Consider the following 21,526-nt stretch of genomic DNA (forward strand, 5'->3'; position numbering starts at 1 on the left):
TTAATTTGACTCGGTCAAGTGTAATTTTTTATTCCATATTCGGTTAATAGCAAAATAAGCTCTTAAACCAAACACCGTTACTTCTGCTGCTACCACACCCCATACGAAGAATTCAGTACTAAAAATACCGCTAAATACACCATACCCAGCGATAACAAAAAAGACCAAAGCTCCCACGATAACCACGCTATTTGCTTCTTTAGAGAAACCTAACGCTGCTAACAAAGGGAAGCCTAACATCATCGAAGGAAACACGAATAACAATGCAATGGTATGAATATTAAAAATATCAGCGCTTGCTTTAAAGTCTTGGCCAAACAAGAACACAATCAAATATGGCGCTAAAAAATAGGCCAATAAACAACCAATAAAGACTAAAAACAAGGAAAGCACGAATAACTTTTTAAACAGTACTAAATCCCTATTTTTTGCTACGTGGGGGTAAAGTGCATTAGTAATAGGATACATAACTGATTGAGCGGCGTTATATAGTTTCTCTGATGCAGCATATATGGCAGCTTGTGCTGGCGTACCTATAAATCCAATCAATGGAATCATACTACCGGTATACGTCATTACAAATACCCGTGAAGTAAAAAAAGGCAATGCGTCTTTAAACGCATTTTTGATCGATTCCTTATTCGCAATAAAATTAAAATTTAACTGGTACAGCATATGAATAGCGCTAACAACGCCAGCAACAAAAAATGAAAAGCCATAGACAAAAGTTGCTTTACCGTAATCTTGTTTTTCACTAATGAGTAAAAACAATAATCCAACATAAAATATTTTGGTGACAACCGTATATAGAGTAACAAACTTCATTTGCTGAATGCCTTGGAAATACCACACGGGCAATAGCATTTGCCCTGTCAGTAATAGTCCTCCACCAAGCAGTAGCATCGTCATTTGAGGATCAGGTTTCGCAAATATTACGATTAACGAAAAAATCATCACCGCAAAAATAAGTAACAGCAGCTTTATTACTAATACTGAACTGACAATTTCAATTATTTTATCTTTATTGGTTGAGTGAATACTTATTGATCTTGTTGCTGAAAACTCAAAACCAAAGCGTATAAAGACAAGAAGTAAGTTAGCAACGCCTAAATAAAACGCATATTTACCAAACCCATCTACCCCTAATGCTCTTGTTAATAAAGGAATAACCAAAAATGGCAACACATAATTACTAAACTGCACTATAAATAGGTAAAAAGTATTTTTATATACTTGGATACTCACAGTCTAAACACCCGAAAGTTCTGGATTTGGTTTAGCTGTAGAATGGTATTTTCGATCACACAACGCCATACCATTAACCAACGCTAAGAGTGGAGCCAACATGCCGGAAGTGAATATGTGGCCGGCGATCATAGAGACCATAATCAAACTTAAATTTATAATTAATACCGCAGGACCTATGTGTCCGACTTTTAGCCGAGCGGTTCTAAACCCAATGCTCAACATTACAATACAGTAAATAACAAACAGCAATAGCCCAACTAATCCATGCCAAAAATACATATCAATAGGGTCAATTTCCATTGCGTTTTTAGTAAATAACCCCAGTCCCGTTTTACTAAAACCAAATACAACATCAGCCCAGTTAGCGTAATTAAAGTATAGTGACATTGTTTCAGCTAAGAATTTATCTCTTCCTGACAATAAAATGCCGAGCACACCATTTTTTTCATAAAACCAAATAAAACGGCCAAGTAGCCCTGTGGACTCTAAAATAGGTATAATTGTAATTGCTAAAACAGCGACAACGATTAAAAAAGGCACTAATAACTTAACCTTTAACCAAGTTAAATTAAACATGCGATTTCGTTCATTTAATATAGGAATAATGAACACGAGTAACATACCGGCGAGCATTGCCGCTTTCGTCGCAATGAGTACGCCCGAGATTATTGCCACGCCACTTATGATAAAGTAAGTCGCTTTACTTTTTTGCCATGCGTAATGCAACATCGTGCCAAACAACACGATATAGATGCCACTGAGTTCGTTACCAGCATAGAAAAAGCCTTTAATACCAACAGAGTCATCGCCACCATCATTGCCACCATAACTGCTGTAGCCAAATCCCAAAACGCCTAAAAAGATATTAATCATTAAAACGAAAAAAGAAAACTTAAGGCAGGCTTTCCCATACTTTAATAGCAAATCTGGCCACTTTTGAGCAATAAACTGCAAATAAACAATGATCACCAACACGGAAATAATTTTCAAACCAGACGTCAGATCGTCAAAAAAACCAACGATATCTGTAGTATTTAAAAAGGTGATTAACGGGCCAATCAGCATAATGCCAAAGAGTAATAGTAAATAGCCTAGGGCACGCTTGGAGTAACTACCTATTTGGAACATCACAATTGCTATCAGCAAGAGCTTAAACAAGGCAGATAATTTTATATCAATGCCGATGCCAACCATGATAAAACCATTAACTGCGTCTACTAAAAGCGCACTTCCAATCATGAGCATAGTAAATTGGAACAGCGCCAACTTTGCGCACTTTATTGTCGTACTGCCTATGAGGTGTAATGCTTGGTCGGCCAAGGTATTAGCCTCTTTGGGCGTTTAAATGATTTTTTCTACCTGAGATAAACAGAATAATAATTAAGCCAATTATTCCACCGATAAAGCCACCCACCACAACAATTATAGCGCGCTTTGGTTTCGATTTAATTTCAGGAACAATTGCAGGGTCAACAACCATAAACACATAATCTTTTCGAATTTCCGTCAACATCTTCGCTTGCACTTGCTCTTCAACAAGTATAGAAATTGCCTTTTTCATATTCGCCAATTTGGCGCTGTCATAGGCTTCATTTAAATAATTAATACTTTCATCTGCGAGTTGTTTATCAAGCGCTCGAATATCATGATTAAGCTTATCTATTAACTTATTCAACCAAGCAGTCGCTAATTTTGGCGAGTAAAAATCAAGTGAAACCTTTATGAATTTTGATTTAGGTTCTTCTTCCACTTCCAACAGCTCTACAAATACGGCAAATATTTCCTGTAAACTTGGTTCTGATGTACGCGGCGCTACTGCTTCTCTAACCCACGTCTTTGTTTCAACATCATAAACATCTGGGTCAATTTCAAGCTTATCGGTTGCGATATCCCAAGATTTTGCCGCCATAATTGGAACAGCCAATTGTTCCTCTTCAATGAACTCCATAATAAACTTTTTAGAAGTGAGCATTTTTAACGCTAATTTTGCGTTTTCATCAAGATCTTTATTTAAATTTAGCCCAGCTAGAGATGCTAAACCACCTAGTTGGCTCGCAACACCTGCCATAGACTTTTCATCTTTCTTAACAGGCATAATAGTAATTTCTGCAGTATAAACATTTGGCTGAAAAATAGCCCAAACCATTGCAGTAAAAGCAAAAGAAAAACCACAAATAACTAATACAAGCCAGTGTTGAAAGAAGAGAGAAATAAGCCCGTACAAAGAAATGTCTTCGTTAATCTGTTTTGAATTGTCGTTGCTCATGAAATTACAAATTTAGTCATTGAAAGAACGCCAGATTATAGCGTTGTTAATAGGATAATGTCGATTAAGTCCTTAAAAAAACAACTATTAAAGTAGCTTTATTATTTCTTGGACAACAATATTTGGTTGATATTTTTCACATACATATTTAGGGCCAGCTAAATGGTATTGCTCAAGGTGTTTACTCATCTGTAACAATGCAGCTGAAATCTCATGTTCATTAGCTTCACTAACCAACTCACCTGTTTCAGGAATAACAACATCTATTATTGGTCCCCATCCTAGGGCAATAACCGGAACATTGTTTGCCATGGCTTCTATAAAAACCATACCAAAAGAATCGTATAGTGACGGTAAGCAAAAAATATCAGCCGTATGAAATAATGCGCTTTTTTGTTCACCTGAAATCCAACCGGTAAACGTTACACGATGTGCTAAACCTAACTGCTTCACTAACTGCTTTAACTCAGCAGATAATTCTCCATCACCAGCAATTGTTAAACTAAAATGTTCAGGTAATGCGTTAAAGCTTCTGATCACTTTATCAACATTTTTACCTTCCACTAATCTTGCCATTGTTAGCACATTAACTGACGTTTTAGCTGAATAAGGATCTTTACTAAGTAAATGCCCTTTGGCCGTTTCAATATCAGCCTCGTTATTAGGATTTGGGCATACTACGATCGATTTATTTGGAAAATATGCTGATAAATAGTTTTTCCACCAAGGCGTTAAAGCAACAATCGTATGGTAAGGCGATAATAAAAGTTGATATCCTTTTCTGGTAAAAAAGCTATTTTCTAGATAGCCTTTTGTTGCAGGAGAGTGCACATGACCAATAACGCTTGCCCCTAAAAGCCTCGGTACTATCGCCAAAGTAAATTTCCGAAAAGAAGAAAACCAAGGGCCTAAATGAAACCAAAACACCGCATTTTTTCGATGTTTTAACGCAAGCTTTATAATGTGGAAAAGCGCCAGCCCCCACACTTTAAAAGTATTACTATTAGCCCAATGTGATTCAACATATTCATACGCTACATTCTGAGCGTCTAAACCTGCTATATAACCTTCTAATGCCGTCGAAATACCGCCTTTTCCAACACCTGGTCTGGTCGAAACAATGATGAGTTTTTTCATAAAGGCCGCTTACAGTTTTCTCGCTAATTCTAAATATAAATACCGGAGTAGATTAGCCTGTCTTAACAAACGTTTCGGTTGTTTGAGGGCGCGATAAAACCACTCTAAATTCCAATTACGAAAAAATTCTGGCGCTCGTTTTACACGATTAACAAAAACGTCAAAACTACCACCAACCCCCATGTAATAAGCTTCTGGGTATGCAGCCTTACACTTGTCGATAAACATCTCTTGTTTTGGTGAACCAAGAGCAACGGCAATAATTTTTGGCTTTGCGGTACATATAGCCTCTATGATCTCCGCTTCTTCATCTTGCGAAAAGTAACCATTTCTATAGCCGCAAATTGGCGTATTGAAAGAGTCGCTAAGCTTTTGCTGTGTGCTATCAACGACCTCTTGAGAACCACCAATAAGATATACAGGAACGTGTTTTTCACCCGCCTTCTTCATTAGCATTTCCCACAGCTCACAACCAGGAATTCGGTTTATGTCAGCCCCCGTTTTTCGCATCAGTGTTTTAACAATACCAATACCGTCTGCATAACGTATATCTGCACTTAACAACACATCTGCTACTTCTTTATCGTTAATCGCTCGAATTATTTTTTCAGGGTTTATGGCAATTGCAGAGCCATTAAATACAGTACCGTCTTCTTTGATAATATGGTCTACTGTTGACTGTAAATCACTAAATACGTCAACCGGAATGTTAGCAACGATATTATTACCACTAAAACTACGATTCATATTTATTTGTTGATGAATTTCGGCAAAACCCGAAAATTTATGATGGGTATAGTCGTCATACGTTTTACTCATTACTTCCGTCAAACACTCATCGATATGCGATAATTCATAACATACGCAAGCATAACTATTCTGTGAAACAAAATCGGCTAAATCGAGTTGATGATCATCAACCCGATCAAAGTTTGGTACAACTACAAGCTTCTTTCTCATTTCCAACAGCTGAAAAGTACTACCTGCACCAGCATGTGAAACTACAATATCAGCGTCATTGTAATATTCGTTAATGTTATCGGTAAAACGAATAAAATGATGGTTCTTAGGGCTATAATCACCATTAGCAATTTGAATAGTTAACTCATATTTTTTAGGGTCGACCAACTCATCAAGGGCCTTAATTAACGAGTTATAGGGCGTATTACCAACCGTAACAAAAACCTTCATAGTCGCCCCACGTATTTTGCTTGTGGATATTTCGCTTTCATTGATTGGTGTTGCACATAAAATTGATTGGAAATCCAATACATAAAACGCCCCGCTAAAGAAGGCTTTTCAATGCGCGACCAAGATTCAAAATAAATAACTTTCGCGCGCATTATACGACACATAATACCGGGAATTACCGCTAATCCAGGGCCAGTAGAGATCATTCCTATCACTTTATATTTGGTAATAATTCTAAACATTTGTGCAATTGCAACGACAACATAGGCACAAAAGATAAAGAGGTTTTTTAATTGACTAAACTTGTCTCTAGCCTCTAAACAAAAGTATTTTTCGTCGATTTTTTTGTGAATATTATCCGCACTTGTTAGCGCAATTAATGGCAATTGATTAATATTATCATTGTCAATAAAGCGCGTAATTTGTGCGTTGTGACCGCCTTTACCAAAAACAAGTAAAATCACTTCCTTTCTTTTCGCAAACATTTGCTACTCTTACCTTTCCTTTACTATTTCAATTAACTCAGTGGTACTGATTGATGGCGTTCTTGGTAAATAAACAACTTGGCAAATATCTTTCAAGTCATCAAACTTTCCTTGCCAATCATCCCCCATTACAAGAATGTCTGCGTTATATTGCTGAATATATTCTCTTTTTAACTCAAGCGACTCTTCAAAGAAAACCTCATCAACACAAGCAAGGGCGTCGACTATTTCTGCACGGCTTTTTTGAGGACAAACGGGATAACGAGCCTTTTTGGAAAAATTCAGATCATCTGTAGAAATTCCTACGATTAAATGATCTCCATGTTCCTTTGCTCGTTTCAAAATATTTAAATGACCTACATGAAATATATCAAAGGTACCAAATGTAATAACGCGCACAAAAATTCTTCTAACAATTAAAAATGCGACGAATTGTACCTTATATACGATAAGGGTTACAGCATATTAACGATTGATTACAGATTACAAATTCAAAGATGTAAGTTGTGCTTCAACCTTCTGCCACATCTCATTACTTTGTGTTTTATAGATTTGACTTTGTTCTTGTAATTGCACGCGTATTTGAGGCAGCTTTAACACAAATTGTGCTAAAAGTTCTGCTATAGGTTCTTCAAAGTGTTGTTCACTAAGCAAGTAATCACTTACTTGGTACTCCATATAAAGCTGCTCATATTTATGGCTCCAGCTCGTTGCCAAACAGGGTACGCCCGATGAAAGCGCACTTACACAGCCATGAAACCGCGAACTGACCACAAAACTACACTGTTTAATTATACCTTTAACATCATTGGCATTATCAGGTGAGATAATATCTACTTCGCCTATTTTTGCTTGCAGTGACTCACATAAAGCTTGATCTTTTTCGCCTTCATGATTTAACAAAAATACCTTATGTCCTTGTTCGATCAGCGCAGCCATTATTTGGGCAATATTATTAACATAATGTTCACGCCAATAACTGTTCGTGTTCTTATCACTGACCATTTTACTATTGATGATAATGGCAACCTGGCCTCGCAAATGTCTATATGACGCATCAGCTTCTGGTGAATACAAATTAGTAAAATCTGGCGCGATAAATACATTACCACTTGAAAGTTTTTCCACATGTTCAAATGACTGTTGTTCACGTGCAAAAACCAAACACGCATTAGTAAAAACCTTACTAGCCTTTGTTTGTAATTCGTTTCGATCAAAAGGACCAAGTGCTTGTGGCAAAAAAACGTAATGCTTTTTATGTTGCTTCAATCTAAGCACTTCTTTTTCAATAGCATCTAAACAGTGAGGGCCCCATTGATCACCATAGCTAAATCCTGACGCATCCAATACTGCATCTATATCCGCCTCGGTAACAATACCCCATACCCTTTTTAAGTAATGTTTAACTTTCTTGGGTATCCAGTATGCTAACGTATTTAAATCAATATTCCCCTTAGCTAAGTGAAGCTTTTGATAGGCACCAATAGATGCTCTTTTTAAATAAGGAGATTTAAGTCGCGGTCTTAAACATATTTCAGCGTTTGGCCATCGCGAATGAATTTGCTCAACAATACTATAAAGCATAAGTTCAGCGCCTTTGTTCTCAAACTGTACGCCTTTAATCTCAATTAACACTAATCCATTTCCTTAATAACTTGTTGCGCACTTTTCTTTTGAGAAAAAGGAATTTTTCCCGTTGGCTTCCCATAACCTATCGCCATCAACATTATAGGACGCTGATGTTTTTCTAATGCCAATTCTTTTTCCATTTTCTTTTCGTACATTTCCATATCTGGCCAATTTATTGGGCAAGTAGACAATCCAAGCGATTCACAAGCCAACATCAATTGCATAGCAACTAAACCACCATCAATATAGATAACATGGCGATCTCGTTCTTTAGGGTAAGCACTTAAATCGCCAACGATTACGATTAGCGCCTGAATATTTTCGGCAAATCCTTTTGTACCCATTGGTATAGCAGCAATTTTTGACGCCTTTTCTGGAGTATAAAAAGTATAAAATTCAAATGGCTGCCTATTACATGCGCTGGGTGCTTGCAACGCCATTTCTACCGCTTGTTCAATCAACTCAGGTGCAACTTTTCTAGGTTCAAACCAGCGTACCGAGCGTCGCTGCTTAAAAAGATCATACAAAGATTTGCTAGTTATCTCGCTGTTAACACGCTTTTCAAATGCATACGGAATGGCATGGCTATTTTGTTCAGAAATAATTGGCAAGCGAGAAAACACCTGATGCGCATTTTGTATCACTTTGCTCTGTTCGATATCAACTGCAGCAAAATAGGCTACCAACACATCTTGCGCCCATATTAACTCTCTAGATTCAATATTGCCGCCACTTACACAACGCTGATAACAGGCTACCGTCTCACCAATATAACCCTCTGCAAAGATTGGCTTACGAGGTTGCATGATCAAGCCTTTTTCTAATCGATGCGTATTTCGTCGAAGTAACGCACTCGAAGAGCCCGCAATACCCGCTTGCTTAGCATAACTATTTTTACCGGCTAGTGTCGCTTGTTGCTCTCGGTAATACTGATGATCAAAGATAAAATAATAAAGTGCGCTGGTGACTCGAAATCGTCCCATCAATTTTGATAAAAACTGTTTTGTGGTTTGTAAACGTTGACTAATAACGTTAACAATTGTGTTGGGTAGTAGTTTTTTAAATAATGATTTCATGCAATAACTATCTATCTATGAGGCGCAACACGAAAACACCTGCTCTTTGAGTATTCGGCGTATTGTATCTAAATCGGGTATTAACAGCCATATATTTAGTAATAAAAGGTTTTAGTTAACAGCTATTAAGCTATAATCGCAGCATCAACAAACCAAGCAAAATAATGAATGGCTTTTTCAGCAAGCATTAACAACAGTGCCCTACTTATACTTGAAAAAGTAATTACCATTGGTGTTTCATTTCTCACTGGCGTTTTTCTTGCGCGCGTAGCGGGTGCTGAAGCTTTCGGCCAGTTTTCTTACATCTTATCTTTTGTTGGGTTGTTCACTCCTTTGTGCGTTATGGGGTTAAACAATATCGTTACCAAGTATATTGTAAAATACCCCGATAATAGCCACTACTATGTCAAATCCTCTCTTATTGTTAGAGCATTTGGCGCTTTAGTATCTGTGGTGTTGGGCATTGCAATAATTCTGCTTGCAAACAAACAAACAGCATTACAACCGCAAATTATTCAATTATTACTCATGCAAAGCGCCCAAGTATTCTTTGTTTTTGAGTATTACTTCCTTGCGAATAACCTATTATTACCCGCGCTAAAAATTAGACTCTCGATATTGATATTATCTGCCGTGCTAAAATTGTTAGTCATTTATAGTTCAGCAAGCATTTCGCTGCTTATACTTTTACACGGCCTCAGCTACATAGGTATTGCCGCCGGTTATATTTTTCTTTACAAACGATGTAAAGCAGATAAAAAAAGTAAAAGAGCCGTACAATCTCATACTATGCTAGCAATGTTCCACCGTGGGAAGTGGCTATTACTTTCAGGAATCGCATCAGTTATATATTTAAAAATTGATCAAGTAATGTTGGCCAATTACTACAGCGCAGCAAACGTTGGAGTGTATGCTGCTGCGGCTAAACTATCGGAGTTTTGGTATGTATTCCCTGTGCTCATAGCTAACGCTTTTAACCCGCAACTGATCAAGAAATATAAATCAGATAAAGTGCTTTTTGAGCAGTTTATTCTGCAATTTTTAAGTGTTTTAGTCGCTTGTGCGTTTACTATTACCCTATTAACCTATTTATTTTCAGATATCGTTATTCACTGGGTATATGGCGCAGAATTTGAAGCCAGTATCGCGATAGTTAACATACATATTTTTGCGACTATTTTCATTTTTCAGCGCGCGATATTGAGTAAATGGCTAATTATTAAAGGGCTTTATAAATATAGCCTGTGGACACAGGGCATCGGTGCCATTATCAATATATGTTTAAATATGGCGTTTATTCCCAAATGGGGAGGAATAGGCGCTGCTTGGGCAAGCTTAATTGCCTACATGGCAGCTAGCTATTTAAGTTTATTTTTGAGTAAAGAGTTGAGACCTTTTGCTAAATTAATGACAATAGCCTTATGTACCTGGCCGGTAAAAACGATACAATTACTTCATCAACAACGTTTAACTCGTACCTAAAGGCATAACACTGTTACATGAAATCTTTTGAGCGCCTACACAGGTTACTTAACGATAATGCTATTGCCGTTGCACCTGATATTTACAGTCACGAAACTATCGCCCAGATAAACAGCTTGGTTGATCCAATTATCGCTGCTCAACAGGGAAATAGACGTTATGTAAGTGCATTAGAATTACAACAACTGGGTTTATTAGAGACGATATTTTCACCTACACTACAAAACATATTAACGGACTTAATTCCCGAGCCAGAGCTCTATCATTGCCATATCTATGAAATAAGTGCCAACCAGTCTTTACCTCACATAAAGTCAAACAATCAATTACATGGGTGGCATAGAGATACGGATTGCAAGCATGACTTTAGTAAACAAAACTTACAACATGTTAGCTTTTTTGTTTACTTAACTAATGTTGAAAATAACGGTGGCTGTTTTGAAATTTCAGATAAAAAACTTACTTTTACGCCAGCTATTAACAACAGTGATACCTGTTACCAATTAGTAGGAAACTCTGGATTTAATTTTTTCTTTGATCGTAAATCGCTACATAGAGCAAGTCCTAACCGCAGTGAAACACCTAGACGCGTGTTGAAAATTTCAATTCAGTCTCGGCATTTATTTAATCATAAAAAACGTGAAACGATATTCAAATTAGTAAGAGAAAACTTATCTGAAGAGCAATTAATGTTGAAACAACTCTTTGGTGATTGCACGGTAACTGCTGTGGCTCCCGAGTTAGCAGCAGAAAGTATTCAACATATCAATGAACATACTCAACTACCACATCACCGTTATCAAGCGAGTTTTACGCTTAACGAAAACATTACTCGCTGGTATAGAGATGCGCGTTTTATAATGCGGAGATTAGCGGTAAAATACTTAAAATTAAATGATAAAAAAGTGCCTACGCCTAAAATCCCTTTTAAAGAACAAAAGGGTTAACTCGTGACTAACAACATTGACCGCATATTACTTATAGGTACAGGTAGTTTTATTCAGGATACCGTTTTACCTGCAATATTGATCAATAGCGACAAATGTGTCGTGCAAGCAATTGTTAATAAAAGCGGCGCCTTACATCCTGAAATAGCTGATAAAGTACCTAATATTACAGCCCAAACAGCGCTTTCGTCTATTTCACCAGAAACAATCGATACCGTTTTTATCTGTATTCCACAGCATCAAGTTATTGCCTGCTTAAAAAAATTATTACAACATGGCTTTCAACACAAGAAAATCGTTATTTCTACGCCTATAGTACCTTTAGCACACATTTCGCGTATCACTCTTTTTAGACAATTTGAGCACTTATATGCGTTTGAGTTTGTCCCTTACGTAAAAAGCTATCAATTAGCACACAAACTAATAGCACAAAATAACATCGGTAAACTTAAAAAAATCCAGTTTAATCATTGCGGTTATTTGTATCACGGCGTTGCTGCACTCAGGTATTTGAGTAATTACCGAACCATTTCACGTATTGTTAGCGAACGTTTTGGTGCCTATTATGAATATCGATTCAAGTTCAATCGCGGTGTATCAGCCACTATCTTAGAGCCCAAAGATTATCATGTTGGTGAATTTATGATCGCCGGTACAACAGGTATTATTTCCTCTTACTCGCTTAATATTAAAAACCACCATCATATTGCGTTAAAAACCGATGATAATAACCAATATAGTCATATAAGTGTTAATGGTGAAAAAATTGAAAATACTCATGTCGAACAGCGAGCGATACAGTATTTTACTGCTTCAGATAAAACGCTCACCATTAGCAGGCAGCAATTTATAATGGCAGCAGCAACGTTACTAAATAAAATAATAAAGCAAGAGTCGCATTTACCCCGTTGTAATAGCGCTATTTATGAGCATGTTGTTATTCGGCTTGCGAAAAAACTTGGTATCTATTTAAACCCATTGTCTTTATTCAATGTGTCTCCGCTAAAAAAGTTGTTAACCTGGCTTTCTAACACCAAACCAAAGAGTCGTTAGTTTATGAAGCTACTCGCAAAACTTCCCTTTTGTAGCCGAAAATACGTTGAAGCATTAAAATTGCTCTACCGTGCACCAAAGAGCTTCTTCCTCATCAAGCGCCCACAAATAATTGCCACTAAAACGCTAGTTATTTCTTTTCCTCGTAGCGGCTCTAGCTGGGTTGGCGCGATATTAGGGAGTGATAATGAGTCACTTTATTTACGAGAGCCGGTTACCACCAGTTACATGCTTGACAAAGCAAACCGAGTTTCTGTATTTGAACTTGGTAAATGCCAAGATGCACCAGCCTACCAAAAATACATTACCCACGCTTTAAAGGGAAAAGCACGGCGTGCAAACGCAATTTTCAAATACCCAAAGCAAACGTTACAAAACAAACGTTCGGTAAACTTAGTGATCAAAGAAGTAAATCCACTTACAGTAAATCTATATAATCCTTTTGTCGACAATACTATTTACCTCGTTAGGCATCCTTATGCTGTAGCACTGAGTTATCAGGCGCTCAATTGGCAATCGCAATCGCTCTTTGAACAGCGCTTCGAAAAAGCTCACATGAGCCAAATTCTCGCCTGCCACCCTAACCTGCAACAATGCTGTTTTTGGCAACAAATGGGATATTTACTTGGTTGGATAGAAGCACACACAAAACACGCATTAACAAACAGGCATTTAGTAACGAGATATGAAGATATTTGTGCTGCACCCGAAGAGCAATTTGATGCACTTTGTAATTTCTCTTCTCTCGCATTCTCTACAATGTTAAAAGCGCGGTTAATTCGCTCTATATCGGGTAAAAAGGCGGTGGAAAAAGGTAACTTTAGCCTACAACGCAATATCAGTGATGTGGCCAACATTAAAATAGCTTATAGCGACAAATCTAAGCATGATAAACTTATCAATGCATATTTGTTGGCGGGTGAACACTTTAACCAACTACATCAAACAGCAGTATCGCTTTCCTATCAGCAAGAAAGCGCTTTTATCAAATGGATTGACGATTAACACATGAAAAAACACGCTAAATCTCTGATCAAACATTTTTCACAATCATTAGGTTACGAATTAACTGTTAATCGAGTAGCCAAGGAAAAAGCCGATACCAAACCTATTGTCTTCGTACATATTCCCAAATGTGGTGGAATATCCGTTGATAGAGCGCTGAGAGAACAACTCGCGAGACCCGGCGAAAAAAGACTACGAAGAAAACCTATTATCGCGACAAGTTTACATAATTTTAATCGGGACATTTCAACGCTTGATGATAAATGTGACTTTAGTGAGTTTCATTGTCAGCAAATTCAATCCATTTTAACGTACCATCTTAACTTAAATTGGCATTATGTTAGCGGGCATATTAATGTGACCAAACGCATATTAGACGCCTACAGCGAACAATATAATTTTGTCACGCTGTTACGCGATCCCGTTGATCGTTTAATTTCAAACTATATTTTCAACAAACTCACCAATAAGTTCGCCATAATGCCGCCTAGCATCGCTACTAAGCCTATGACCAAAGAAGAGCTATGGCGTGAGGCAGATCAATTATTGAATAGCCGCAGAGGCTGGCATATGGCCAATACCATGACCATGTTTTTAACTGGCCGTTACCCTAAAGATGAACAAGATGCCAAAAACATGCAAAACGAGGTTTTAGACAACCTCAGCAAATTTAGTGTGGTTGGGCAATTAACTAAGATGCAATCTTTCGAACAAGATCTAAGCCAATTAATAGGTAAGCCTATCCACATAGGCCGCCATAATACCACTAAAGCCATTGAAGATAACAATGCATTGTTTGTAAGGGAAAGTTTGAACGAGTATTTTGCTCAAGAGAGCGTAAAAGACAATATAAAAATATTGTGTAATAACGAAACAATTATAATATCAAAACTTCCAAAGTTTGATTAAGGAAGTAACTTTAAAAAGCGCTTCAAACCCTTATATACGGTAAGAATAGGATAAAATTAAGGTTATAATATCGTATTTAAATTGATACAATGGTATTCACTGAGCAAAAGAATTAAGTAGTAATGAAGAAGCAAAACTTAAAAAACATCCCTATCAGTTCATTTGATAACAATGGTTGGCTAAAACCACCTTTTTTATTACTTATTAACCTTATTTATTTATCTAAAGGGTTGTTACTATTTATTTTTTCTTTAGCTTCAAGGCAAAATGGAGGAGATATTCTTTCCTTTTTTTATCCCGATAAATATTCACTATACATAGCTATTGCACTTTCAATAATTCCATTATTAACAATTGTTAGTTTTACTATTGGCACCATAGGTTCAAATTTAGTACTTAAAAGAGTATTACTGAGCATTTCTGCTGTGTTGCTTTTAGTAAAATGGATCAGCACAGCCAATATTTTGGCCGAAGAATATAAACTTTTTTCTTCACCAGCCTTTTATACATTATTAGTTCATTCAATATTGATAATATTGGCCTTAACCTCTTACAAGGTAAAACTTTTTATCAAGCAGTTTATTAAAAAGAAGGGGTTTCTTGAGCAGGATAGTACTGAGAATAAAAATTAATTCTCAGTACTATGACGAAAGCTTCTGGATATAATTTACGTTAAATATTGCCAGCTAAATAGTTGTTGAACTGCTCAATAATTTGCTTAGATGAATTATTACTTTGTTTCTTCAATGTGGTTTCAAATCGACCTTCATAATTAAGCTCTAACAACGACAATACTTGACTATAAGCAGTTGTATTGTTTAATTGACAAAAATCTTCATAATCAAACGCCACTTTCACAAAACGAGATAAAAATTCTTCGTAATGCGCTTCACTGTCAACGATGTGTTTCAACGAGTTTACAATGATACTTGGTGTTACTTTTTCTAAATCAAACTCTGTATTATCAGTTTCACTTGACCAAGAGTCTGTTATGTTTGATTTAGCTAAAGAAACTGCCTGCGCCAGTTTATTTTTTCTCTTAACAAAAACAACGACATCAAACCCTAAATCTAATAAGCTAACTTTTCGTTGAGCAAAGAACATCATATGCTCAATATGCGCATTAACAGCAAAAACTCCAGTATTCCCTACAGTTTTCTCCATTATAAATTGCAAATACTCGTTAAACTGCACTTGTGGATTTCCAGTTAATTTCCCGTAGGCAGCAAGATATCTATTATTAAACCATTCTCGACATTCGCCTAGCATACCGGTATTGGTCAAAACATCACAAAACAGTGAAGAACCTGAACGTGGTGTCGATAAAACAAGGACTTTCTTTTTAATTGAATTTAAATCAACACTTGGTCTCGTTTCCAAGTTTTTCATTAAATCTAACAATATATTATCTGTATTATTCATAACCTTCCGGATTAACAATTAAATTATATTTTTATTTAATACCTATAGTAACAGAGACGCAATCAATGCTTAACCCTAATTTTAAATTAGATTGCTTAAACACACCTTAGAAGCTATGATGTTTTAACATTAACTGCTATTTTCAAAAACAAAGTGTCTACTCCTATATATGTAACAAAACCCTACCTTCCTGCAAAAGAAAAATATACGAAGTACATCGATTCAATTTATCAAAATAATCAATTAACGAATAATGGACCTTTGGTACAACAACTCACAAAAAGGTTGCAAGAAAAACTAGGCGTTAAGTATTTACTGTTAGTTAGCAATGGAACAACGGCCTTGCAAATAGCATACAAAATTAAATGTTTAGAAAACAAACATGTTATCACAACACCATATAGTTTTGCCGCAACTTCAACAGCTTTAGATTGGCAGCAAGCTCACATTCATCTTGCTAATATTGACAATAAGAGTTGGAACATTTGCCCAAACGCATTAAACGAAAAAATTCAGGAAGTTAAGGCGGAAGCAATTATTCCAGTAAACTTATTCGGTGTACCATGTGACTTAGAAGCAATAGATAGGCTGGCAGTAAAATACAATATTCCTGTAATCTACGACTCTGCGCATGCCTTACTAAGTGAATACAAGGGGAAAAGTATCTTTGAATATGGTGATATACATTGTATTAGCTTCCATGCCACTAAGCTTTTTCACTGCATCGAAGGTGGTGCAATTATTTTTAAAGATAAAGCCGAATACGAACTCGCAAATAATTTAATTAATTTTGGTATAACCTCTTCCGGACAAATATCTCACGCAGGTATAAATGGCAAGTTAAGTGAGTTTCACGCCGCTATGGGATTATGTGTATTAGACGATATTGACGAACTTGTTCAAGAGCGAAGTTCATTAATACAGTGTTATAAGGAACAGCTCAATGATTTAGTAACCTATCAAGAAACTAAATACGATCACTACGCACAACCAATATACATGCCGGTGAAATTTGATGAAAAAGGAAAGTTAGATAGGTGTGAAAAATCACTAAATAAGCATGGGTATTTCCCACGCCGTTACTTTTTACCACAACACTTAGATTTTTTGCCAGGTAGAGAGGATAGTGTGATACAACAATGTAAACAAGCTGTAGAGAACATTTTATGTTTGCCACTAATGAATGGTTTAGATCAAAAAACGATTAAATCAATTACTCAAATTATAAAGTCATCTTAATTTGGCGAATAAAACTAAAGTTAATCCTCAATAATAAATTGTTAACTTACACGCTTTTAAGTGATATATTTCAACGCCTGTAGCACATTAAGCTATATAATGATGTTCATACTATCTTACGATTAAATGAAAATGACAAATACTGCAGTAAAAAATTTCAAAGATATAGTAATTTATGGCACTGGAAAGACCGCTTCTGTCTTAAGTTCATACATAAATGCAACAAGCAGTTTGCAAATTGCGGCTTATACAGTTGAGCGAGAGTTTCTGGTTGAAAGTTCTTTTTTAGGTAAACCTGTTGTCGCTTTGGATGAATTTCAACGGCAATTTCCAGCAAGCGACTATGAAGTAATAATCGCCGCTGGTTACCATAAAATGAACGATTTTAGGACTGAATTATTTGAGCAGTTAAAGGCCCAAGGATATAATTTCGCACGTTATATCCACCCTTCAGTAACACTCTTTGATGATACAGAGATAGGCCAAGGATGTGTCATTTTAGATAATGTATCTATCCAACCTGGTGCTAAAATAAGCGATAATACCTTTGTGTGGAGTAATGCAGTCATTGCACATGGCAGTAAAATTGGAAAACATAATTGGATCACGGCGGGAACAGTTGTAGCTGGTGATGCTGTTGTCGGAAACAAATGCTTTTTAGGAGTTAATTCCACTGTGGGTCATAATGTAATTTTAGAGGATTATACATTTGTTGGTGCAAATACTTTAGTAGCTAAAAACTCAAAAGTAGGTGATGTCATTATTTCCAAAGATGGTGAATGTATCAGATTAAACAGCCATCAATTTATGAAGTTTTCAAAAATATAAAGGTTATATAATGGAGAAAATTAATTTAATTTTAGCTGAGTTATTTAAAATGAAAGTGGAAGATCTAGACAACGATCTGACCATGGAGGATATTGTGGTGTGGGACTCTTTAAAGCATATGGAATTAATAGCCACCATTGAAGAAGCATTTTCAGTAGAACTAAGCATTGATGATATTATGGAATTAACAAGTATCAAAGCATTAAGAACAAAAGCAGTAGAGTTGAGTCAATAGTATTTCATCATGACAAAAAATATTATTATTACTGGTGGTGCAAACGGGCTTGGTCGACATATGGTCGAATACCTTCTTGAAAAAGGTAGCAATGTAATTTCACTAGATATAAATGCCTCTCAACTTTCTGATTTAGAAAAAAGTCATGAAAATCTAGCGTCTATACAATGTGATATCACAAACACAAACAGCTTATTATCTGCTTTCGAACAGATTAAAGAAAAATTTCATTATGCGGATGTGCTCATAAATAATGCAGGCATTATACATAATGAACCTTTGTTCAATTTTTTTAATAAAGGCGAAAGAACTCATAACATTAGTGCATGGAAGCGCGTTATTGACATCAACCTTACGGCAAGCTTTGAAACAGCAAGTTACTTTGTAGAGCAACTTGCATTGAAAAGAAAAAAGGGGGTGATCGTTAATATAAGCTCAGTGAGCTCAACAGGCACCGCAGGTCAAAGTGCCTACGCGGCATCTAAAGCAGGATTAAATGCTTTAACAAAAACTTGGGCAAAAGAATTAGGCAGCTTAGGAATTAGAACGGTATCAATTTCTCCTGGTTACATAGATTCTGAGGCTATGCACCAAGCGGTACCGAAAGAAATACAAAAAGATATATTAAGTAAAACCGCATTACGAAAACTAGGCAGTAAAGAAAGTATCATGCAAGCTGTTGAGCTAGCGATTTACAATGAATTCATGACAGGTACGGTGATTGAAGTAGATGGCGGTTTGTTAAAATAGCTTGCAAATAATAATTCAATAAATCAATTCAAATAAAAGGCTATAAACTTCAAATGCAAAACCAATGCTATAGTTTAGGAGAGTGCTTCGAGCAAGTCGCAAAAAACAACCATGAACTTGCATTAAAATACGAAGATAAGACGCTAAACACATCATATGTTCAACTTGATATTCTTTCCAATCAACTAGCTCATTACCTCTTAGACAAAGAAATAAAAAAGGGAGACGTTGTTGCGATATTTAATAATAAATCGCCCAAAAGCTTCGCTTTAATTATCGCCTGTTTAAAAATTGGTGCAATTTACACCAATTTAGATCAAGATTCTCCCCTTTATAGAATTCAAAAAATAGCGGATACCTGCAACCCATGTGCAGTATTTTTTGAAGACTACATTGATCATAAATTTGCAAATCTTTCTTTGAAGGAAAGTGCTTTTACTGCAACTTTAGATTCTATAGCACTTGATAAATTAGCCGTAAGTTATCCAATGCTACCAGATCCCGTAGTTGGAAGTACATCGGCCTACATCATGTTTACTTCTGGCTCTACAGGCACCCCTAAAGGCGTAGTTATATCTCACAGCAACTTGATCAACTTTTTTAATTGGAGTATTCCTCGATACGAAATAACCAAGTCAGACATATTCGCCAATGTAAGTCCTCTTTATTTTGACAACTCAGTATTTGATATCTACACCGCACTTTTTAGTGGAGCAACTATTGCCCCTATAGGTAAAGAGATCACCAAATCACCTAAAACTCTCGTTGAATATGTCGACAAACTACAATGTACTATCTGGTTTTCAGTACCTTCATTGCTTATCTACCTTAATTCATTTAGAGCATTAACCAAAGACACATTCACTAATATCAGAATCATTACTTTTGGCGGAGAAGGTTTTCCAAAAATAACGCTTAAAAAGCTATTTTCGCTCTATCAAGATAGAATAAAGTTTATCAACGTATATGGGCCTACTGAAGGTACTTGTATATGCTCAAGCTATGATGTTCAGGCTGATGACTTAGTGGACACAAAAGGAATCCTTCCTTTAGGTACCATAAATCCTAATTTCGATTTTCAAATCGTTAATGAGCACTTGGAACCAGTAAAGCCAGGTCAGCAAGGAGAGTTATTACTTTTAGGTAATAACGTTTCTGCGGGCTACTACAATGATCAGGATAAAACGCAAAAAGCATTTATTAGTAATCCATCGCAAAAAAACTATCAGGAAAAAGCATATTGTACTGGGGATTTAGTCTATCAAGATACAAAGACTAAGTTACTACATTTCGTTGCTAGAAAAGATAATCAAATAAAACATATGGGATATAGAATTGAATTAGATGAAATTGAGCATGCGTTATTACTATTACCCAATGTATCTGAAGCTGCTGTTATCTATAAGCGAGTAAATGATAATTACGGTAAAATTTTTGCATACGTCATCGCAAAAGGAATTAAAGAACCGTTAAGTATTATTAACGATTTAATGCCATACTTGCCTGAATATATGTTGCCGAATGAAATTGCCTTTCTAGAACAGCTCCCTAAAAATCCAAATGGCAAAGTGGATAGAAAGGCATTACAGTAACTTTAATTCAAACAAAAAAGCAAAGGGCCTGCTTTGAGATATTTTCGGCAGGCTCTTTCATTTTAACTGGAAGCTGAGATATCTAATTTTGCATAACCAAAGCCATTTTGACCAAAGTTATTTCCACAATAAAACATAACAATATCTTCGCCGATCTGACACACTTGAGGATAACAAATCATCTCAGAATCCCAACCGGAGCCAGAAACATTTATACCAATAAGTTCATCATCACGGTGCCATGTTATTAAATCATCAGATTTCGCATACCCCAATCGATAACTTCTTGATGTATTCTCTCTAAAATCAGTAGGCTGACGATAAGCAAAAATAGTATGCCAGCTTCCATTAAATTCAAAAATACCAAAAGAAACCTGACATTCATCTTCGTATTTAGAAGGAATCACTTGCTTGCCATCTCTTTGCCAATTTATTCCATCTAGAGAAGTTGCATGCGCAAGCTTATAAATAGGCTCCTTTTTACCATTATGTTCAATCCATTTAGTGCCAAATAAATACCACATATGCCAATTATTTTTTACTTTTTTAACCACCGGTCCAGAGACTAAATAAGGTTCATTGGGTGTCGGAGCTAATATAGGCCCCTGTCCTAGTTTAGTAAACGTACGCCCGCCGTCTTCACTAATTCCCATTCCTACAGCCATTGTATAAGGAACTGATTGTAATCTTGTCCAGCCCGTATAATACCCGTAAACCTTATCTTCATGGCGTACAAAAGAGCTTGTCATACTCCCAAATTCATCAAACGCTCCCGCGTTACCAAGTTCAAATAAAGGTTTTTCTGATATATATTTAACTTGTGATAAATCTTGTAGATCAAGTTCCACATAACCAGAACGTGACACATATTGTAAATTTCCATCTCTAGCAGGACGACAAGCAAAATAAACTCGCACAGTATTCTCATCAACGACTAAAGGAGAAGGCAACTGAGCATACTCAGTCATCCATTCAAAGGGCTGCGTAAGCGAAGGATCAAATATTTGTCCTTGTTTATTCCATTTTAACATG

The 21,526-nt window shown here is 36.2% G+C and carries 22 protein-coding genes; 11 read left to right on the plus strand and 11 right to left on the minus strand.

Annotated features, from left to right (window positions below; genetic code table 11):
• From QUE09_RS13050 to QUE09_RS13090, 9 genes are all read right to left on the minus strand, one after another.
• Positions 1-1,245 carry an oligosaccharide flippase family protein gene (locus tag QUE09_RS13050; RefSeq protein WP_286233209.1) on the minus strand — a complete coding sequence of 415 codons (1,245 nt, stop codon included), beginning with the start codon at positions 1,243-1,245 and terminating at the stop codon, positions 1-3.
• A 3-nt stretch (positions 1,246-1,248) separates the two neighbouring features.
• Positions 1,249-2,568 carry an O-antigen ligase family protein gene (locus tag QUE09_RS13055; protein WP_286233210.1) on the minus strand — a complete coding sequence of 440 codons (1,320 nt, stop codon included), beginning with the start codon at positions 2,566-2,568 and terminating at the stop codon, positions 1,249-1,251.
• Between the two features lie 4 nt (positions 2,569-2,572).
• The gene (locus QUE09_RS13060; RefSeq protein ID WP_286233211.1) at positions 2,573-3,514 is read right to left on the minus strand and encodes a Wzz/FepE/Etk N-terminal domain-containing protein; all 942 of its coding nucleotides are present in this window, start codon (positions 3,512-3,514) and stop codon (positions 2,573-2,575) included.
• Between the two features lie 87 nt (positions 3,515-3,601).
• Positions 3,602-4,651 carry a glycosyltransferase family 4 protein gene (locus QUE09_RS13065; protein WP_286233213.1) on the minus strand — a complete coding sequence of 350 codons (1,050 nt, stop codon included), beginning with the start codon at positions 4,649-4,651 and terminating at the stop codon, positions 3,602-3,604.
• 9 nt (positions 4,652-4,660) lie between these two features.
• On the minus strand, positions 4,661-5,842 hold the full coding sequence (pssE, locus tag QUE09_RS13070; protein ID WP_286233214.1) for a PssE/Cps14G family polysaccharide biosynthesis glycosyltransferase: 1,182 nt from the start codon (positions 5,840-5,842) through the stop codon (positions 4,661-4,663).
• Positions 5,839-6,327: a PssD/Cps14F family polysaccharide biosynthesis glycosyltransferase gene (pssD, locus tag QUE09_RS13075; protein ID WP_286233215.1), complete on the minus strand. Its 489-nt coding sequence runs from the start codon at positions 6,325-6,327 to the stop codon at positions 5,839-5,841. Before pssD ends, pssE begins: the two co-directional genes overlap by 4 nt.
• A 9-nt stretch (positions 6,328-6,336) precedes the next feature.
• Positions 6,337-6,726 carry an FAD synthase family protein gene (locus QUE09_RS13080; RefSeq protein ID WP_286233216.1) on the minus strand — a complete coding sequence of 130 codons (390 nt, stop codon included), beginning with the start codon at positions 6,724-6,726 and terminating at the stop codon, positions 6,337-6,339.
• 84 nt (positions 6,727-6,810) lie between these two features.
• Complete coding sequence (locus QUE09_RS13085) at positions 6,811-7,962, minus strand: polysaccharide pyruvyl transferase family protein (protein ID WP_286233217.1); 1,152 nt, start codon at positions 7,960-7,962, stop codon at positions 6,811-6,813.
• Positions 7,962-9,032: a nitroreductase family protein gene (locus tag QUE09_RS13090; protein ID WP_286233218.1), complete on the minus strand. Its 1,071-nt coding sequence runs from the start codon at positions 9,030-9,032 to the stop codon at positions 7,962-7,964. Before QUE09_RS13090 ends, QUE09_RS13085 begins: the two co-directional genes overlap by 1 nt.
• A gap of 168 nt (positions 9,033-9,200) precedes the next feature.
• On the opposite strand from QUE09_RS13090, the gene QUE09_RS13095 reads away from it, so the two are divergent.
• The 6 genes from QUE09_RS13095 to QUE09_RS13120 all read left to right on the plus strand — a co-directional run bounded on the left by QUE09_RS13095 (position 9,201) and on the right by QUE09_RS13120 (position 15,060).
• Positions 9,201-10,514 carry a flippase gene (locus tag QUE09_RS13095; RefSeq protein ID WP_286233219.1) on the plus strand — a complete coding sequence of 438 codons (1,314 nt, stop codon included), beginning with the start codon at positions 9,201-9,203 and terminating at the stop codon, positions 10,512-10,514.
• A 17-nt stretch (positions 10,515-10,531) separates the two neighbouring features.
• A complete protein-coding gene (locus tag QUE09_RS13100) occupies positions 10,532-11,461 on the plus strand; it encodes a hypothetical protein (protein ID WP_286233220.1) in 930 nt (309 codons plus the stop codon).
• Between the two features lie 3 nt (positions 11,462-11,464).
• Positions 11,465-12,514 carry a hypothetical protein gene (locus tag QUE09_RS13105; RefSeq protein WP_286233221.1) on the plus strand — a complete coding sequence of 350 codons (1,050 nt, stop codon included), beginning with the start codon at positions 11,465-11,467 and terminating at the stop codon, positions 12,512-12,514.
• A gap of 3 nt (positions 12,515-12,517) precedes the next feature.
• Entirely contained in the window at positions 12,518-13,519 is a 1,002-nt protein-coding gene (locus tag QUE09_RS13110) for a sulfotransferase domain-containing protein (RefSeq protein WP_286233222.1), read from the plus strand.
• A 3-nt stretch (positions 13,520-13,522) separates the two neighbouring features.
• Positions 13,523-14,428, plus strand: coding sequence for a sulfotransferase family 2 domain-containing protein (locus QUE09_RS13115; protein WP_286233223.1), 906 nt, complete (start codon positions 13,523-13,525; stop codon positions 14,426-14,428).
• 122 nt (positions 14,429-14,550) lie between these two features.
• The gene (locus tag QUE09_RS13120; protein ID WP_286233224.1) at positions 14,551-15,060 is read left to right on the plus strand and encodes a DUF2919 family protein; all 510 of its coding nucleotides are present in this window, start codon (positions 14,551-14,553) and stop codon (positions 15,058-15,060) included.
• 40 nt (positions 15,061-15,100) lie between these two features.
• On the opposite strand, the gene QUE09_RS13125 is transcribed toward QUE09_RS13120, so the two are convergent.
• A complete protein-coding gene (locus QUE09_RS13125; protein WP_286233225.1) occupies positions 15,101-15,850 on the minus strand; it encodes a Stf0 family sulfotransferase in 750 nt (249 codons plus the stop codon).
• A gap of 153 nt (positions 15,851-16,003) precedes the next feature.
• On the opposite strand from QUE09_RS13125, the gene QUE09_RS13130 reads away from it, so the two are divergent.
• The 5 genes from QUE09_RS13130 (at position 16,004) to QUE09_RS13150 (ending at position 20,494) form a co-directional block, all read left to right on the plus strand.
• A complete protein-coding gene (locus QUE09_RS13130; RefSeq protein WP_286233226.1) occupies positions 16,004-17,089 on the plus strand; it encodes a DegT/DnrJ/EryC1/StrS family aminotransferase in 1,086 nt (361 codons plus the stop codon).
• A gap of 132 nt (positions 17,090-17,221) precedes the next feature.
• Complete coding sequence (locus QUE09_RS13135; RefSeq protein WP_286233227.1) at positions 17,222-17,917, plus strand: acetyltransferase; 696 nt, start codon at positions 17,222-17,224, stop codon at positions 17,915-17,917.
• Positions 17,918-17,927: 10 nt separating this feature from the next.
• Positions 17,928-18,152 carry an acyl carrier protein gene (locus QUE09_RS13140; RefSeq protein ID WP_286233228.1) on the plus strand — a complete coding sequence of 75 codons (225 nt, stop codon included), beginning with the start codon at positions 17,928-17,930 and terminating at the stop codon, positions 18,150-18,152.
• Between the two features lie 9 nt (positions 18,153-18,161).
• Positions 18,162-18,902 (plus strand): SDR family NAD(P)-dependent oxidoreductase, encoded by a 741-nt coding sequence (locus tag QUE09_RS13145; protein WP_286233229.1) that lies wholly within the window; start codon positions 18,162-18,164, stop codon positions 18,900-18,902.
• 53 nt (positions 18,903-18,955) lie between these two features.
• Positions 18,956-20,494: an amino acid adenylation domain-containing protein gene (locus QUE09_RS13150; protein WP_286233230.1), complete on the plus strand. Its 1,539-nt coding sequence runs from the start codon at positions 18,956-18,958 to the stop codon at positions 20,492-20,494.
• A gap of 62 nt (positions 20,495-20,556) precedes the next feature.
• On the opposite strand, the gene QUE09_RS13155 is transcribed toward QUE09_RS13150, so the two are convergent.
• A complete protein-coding gene (locus tag QUE09_RS13155; RefSeq protein WP_286233231.1) occupies positions 20,557-21,525 on the minus strand; it encodes a glycoside hydrolase family protein in 969 nt (322 codons plus the stop codon).
• Position 21,526: the final 1 nt, after the last annotated feature.

It is taken from the genome of Thalassotalea sediminis, from assembly GCF_030295915.1.
Lineage (GTDB): Bacteria > Pseudomonadota > Gammaproteobacteria > Enterobacterales > Alteromonadaceae > Thalassotalea_C > Thalassotalea_C sediminis.